The organism is bacterium (assembly GCA_040753555.1).
Taxonomy (GTDB): Bacteria; UBA9089; UBA9088; order UBA9088; family UBA9088; genus JBFLYE01.
Genome location: JBFMDZ010000218.1, coordinates 1 through 3,365 on the forward strand (window position 1 = coordinate 1; position 3,365 = coordinate 3,365).

Consider the following 3,365-nt stretch of genomic DNA (forward strand, 5'->3'; position numbering starts at 1 on the left):
TTTATAATAAGGTGTATCATAAGGGCTATTTTGTAACTGGCTACCAATATTACGAGCATTTTGAACAAATGAACTTGCTTAGCCAAAACTTTTTATTCAGGATAAAAAGCTTTTTTTTATTCTTTTGGTAACTATTCAGTATATCGTATTTTATATGTTTGGCTGTTTTAAAATTCATCCATTCTATAATAAATCCCAAATCCCAAGTTCAAATGTCAAAAAAATGTCCAATTTCCAATGTCCAATATCATTTCAAATTATTGGGATTTGGACATTGGGATTTCATTTGTCATTGGGATTTGGACATTGGGATTTTTATTCTTTGGCTTCATTATTTTCCTTAACATTATCTAAACATATACATTCCTTATTTCCCTATAGGGTGAATAGTTACTTTTTTTAAAGATAAAATTTTAGTTTTTCTCTTTTTGAATAAAATAAAGTGTTAAAAACCTAAGCAGGATTTGTTTCTACAAACTTATGGGTAAGTTCCAGTTTAGAAAAAAAATAGCATTCAGAGTTAAGGTATTGGATTATGAAAGAATATAAAACCTCTATTCTTCAGAAATTTACCAAGAAGCTACAAAAAGCCTTAAAATATCTCTTTGCTTTTGTTCTTCATCTAGAGGTAGAACCAACCAAATAATAGAGCAGAAAGGGGATTAAGGGAACATGTAGTAATTCGTAAGATAATAGGAACCTTAAGGAATGAAAAAGGAACAAGAATCTATGAAGTGATTACCTTAAGTATTGACTACTTGGAAGCAAAAAGGATATGACCTTAACCAAAAGTTGGTATATACACTATAGAGGAACTAAACACATACTTAATTTTAGATATTGTGTCTTCTGATGCAGAAAATTCATTCGGTTTAGACAATTGCAATCCCTTTTTCTCCATCTTCTATCCTTCCAATTATATAAGATGGAATACTTGAAAGGATTTTCTCTACATCATCTTTGTCCGCAATAAGACAAAGACCAATTCCCATATTAAATGTTTTAAACATCTCCATTTCGGGAATATTTCCATCTTTTTGAATTTTCAAGAATATCTCTTGTGTATTCAGGCTTTTTTTCTCAATTATAGCCCTTGTTCCACTTGGAAGAAGCCTCTTTATGTTCTCAATAAGACCGCCTCCTGTGATATGGGAAATGCCATTTATAGAAAAATCAGCTACCTTAAGGAAATCCTTTACATAGATTTTTGTTGGAATAAGTAGCTCCTCTGGATATGGCTCTTTAATAATTTTTCTTACCAATGAAAAGCCATTTGAATGTAAGCCTGATGAGGGAATGCCAATAATTATATCTCCTTTCTTTATCTTTTCTCCTGTAATTATTTTTTCTTTCTCAACAATACCAACACAAAAACCAGCACAATCGTATTCCCCTTTTTCATAAACATCTGGCATCTCTGCTGTCTCACCACCTAGAAGGCTACATTCTGCCTCGTTGCATCCCTCAATGATTCCATCTATAATTTTATTTGCTATTTCTAAATCAAGCCTTCCAAATGCAAGGTAATCAAGGAAAAATAGGGGAACACCGCCTGCTGCAATAATATCATTAACACACATAGCAACAAGGTCAATGCCAATGGAGTAATGATTGTTTAACCTTTGAGCAATCTTTACCTTTGTTCCCACACCATCACAGGAAGAAACAAGGATTGGCTCTTTATATAATGAAAAATCTTGCTTAAAAAAGCCAGAAAAATGACCAATCCCTCCCATTACACCCTTTTGAAATTTAATCTTTTTCCTTATATTCTCTACAAAAATATTTCCCTTTTCAATATCAACACCAGCATCTTGATAATCCATAAGCAAATTATATAAACCCTTGCCATTTTCATCAAGGGGATATATAATATGAACGAATAATAGGTATTACATTCGCTTGAGGATGCAGGTTATGGCTAAAATTTCACCAACCCAACCCCAACGCGCTTACACACTTCGCTTACATGGAGCGACGAAGGAGGAAAAATCCTGGAGAGAATGTCTTTGGCAGACCCATGAGGCTGTCAACAAAGGGACAAAGGCATTCGAGACTGGCTCCTAACTATGAGGGGAGGGATTGATCACAAGCTCGTTGAGATGAAGGTCAAAATGAAAAGTTCAGAGCGGGATCTGAATGATGAAGAGAAGCGGGATAGACGCATACTCCTTGCCCTCTCATGGCTTTCAGTGGAGTCTAAGGAAGGCGCACCTAACAACCATATTGTGAAGAAACCCGAAGATGCTCTTAAAGAGATTCTAAAGAGCCGTGGAGTTTTGGATGCTGAAATCAGCCAATGGGTAGAAGATTGTTCTCCCTCGCTCTCTGCCTCTATCCGCGACGATGCCGTCTGGGTTAATAGAAGCAAGGCGTTTGATGAAGCTATTGGCAATTCGCTAAACCGTGATGAAGTCTGGGATATACTTGAGCCATTTTTCGGGAGCAAAGAGTCATATTTGAAATCTCTTAAAGCAACAGAAGATAGCCAAGACAACAAAGAGGCACAGGAAGAAGGAGCCAAAGATCTTATTCAGAAAGCCGGGCAGTGGTTAAGTAGTCGGTTTGGCACAGGCAAGGGTGCTGATTTTAGCAGGATGGCAGATGTTTATAAAAAGATTGCAGAATGGGCTGGTAATGCCTCATTTAAATCTGATCTTGTAAATGATCTTGTAAATGCATTGACGGAGTTTAATCCTCCATCAAAGGATATTAAAGGGGTATTAGCTTTAATCAGCGGTCCCGGCTATAAAAGCGGTACGCGAACCTTCCTGGAGAATAAAATCGGTGATCAAAATTTTCTCGTAACCTTGAAGGAAAAAGCTGAAGATGATGAAAGGAAATGTAGATATAAAGAAAAAACAAAGGGTAAGCGTGATTATGCGAATAAAGTTTTGAAGGATGTAGAAAAAGCCTGCGGATTTACTTATCTGCAAGATAACGGACCAGCAAGGCACAAAGAATTCGCCGTGATACTTGACCATGCTGCCAGAAGGGTATCTCTGGTGCATACATGGATAAAGCGGGCAGAGGTTGAACGCAGAAAGTTTGAAGAAGACGCTAAAAAAATAAACCAAATTCCCAGAGAAGCCAAAGAATGGTTAAATAACTTCTGTGGGGAGCGATCAGAGACCTCCGGTGCAATTGAAAGCTATCGTATCAAGAAGCGTGCTGTTGACGGGTGGAAAGAAATAGTAAAGGCATGGTCAAAGCAAGAGTGTAATACTGAAGAAGATCGAATTGCTGCTGCTCAAGCATTGCAGGATGACAGAACTTCCCCAACTTTTTACAAATCTATATAAACAATAAGATAAAATGGATTATTGTTAAAAAAAACTTAAGGCGTCCCTAAATATTTTGGAGGT

Annotated in this window: 2 protein-coding genes and 1 pseudogene; 2 read left to right on the forward strand and 1 reads right to left on the reverse strand. The window is 36.7% G+C overall.

Going from position 1 to position 3,365, the window contains the following annotated elements:
* The first annotated feature begins 628 nt into the window (after positions 1-628).
* Positions 629-740, forward strand: a pseudogene (locus AB1630_11535) (transposase).
* A 132-nt stretch (positions 741-872) separates the two neighbouring features.
* Here AB1630_11535 and purM read toward each other — a convergent pair.
* Positions 873-1,826: a phosphoribosylformylglycinamidine cyclo-ligase gene (gene purM, locus AB1630_11540; protein ID MEW6104425.1), complete on the reverse strand. Its 954-nt coding sequence runs from the start codon at positions 1,824-1,826 to the stop codon at positions 873-875.
* A 222-nt stretch (positions 1,827-2,048) separates the two neighbouring features.
* Here purM and cas12b point away from each other — a divergent pair, with 222 nt between their 5' ends.
* Entirely contained in the window at positions 2,049-3,302 is a 1,254-nt protein-coding gene (cas12b, locus tag AB1630_11545; protein ID MEW6104426.1) for a type V CRISPR-associated protein Cas12b, read from the forward strand.
* Positions 3,303-3,365 lie beyond the last annotated feature (63 nt).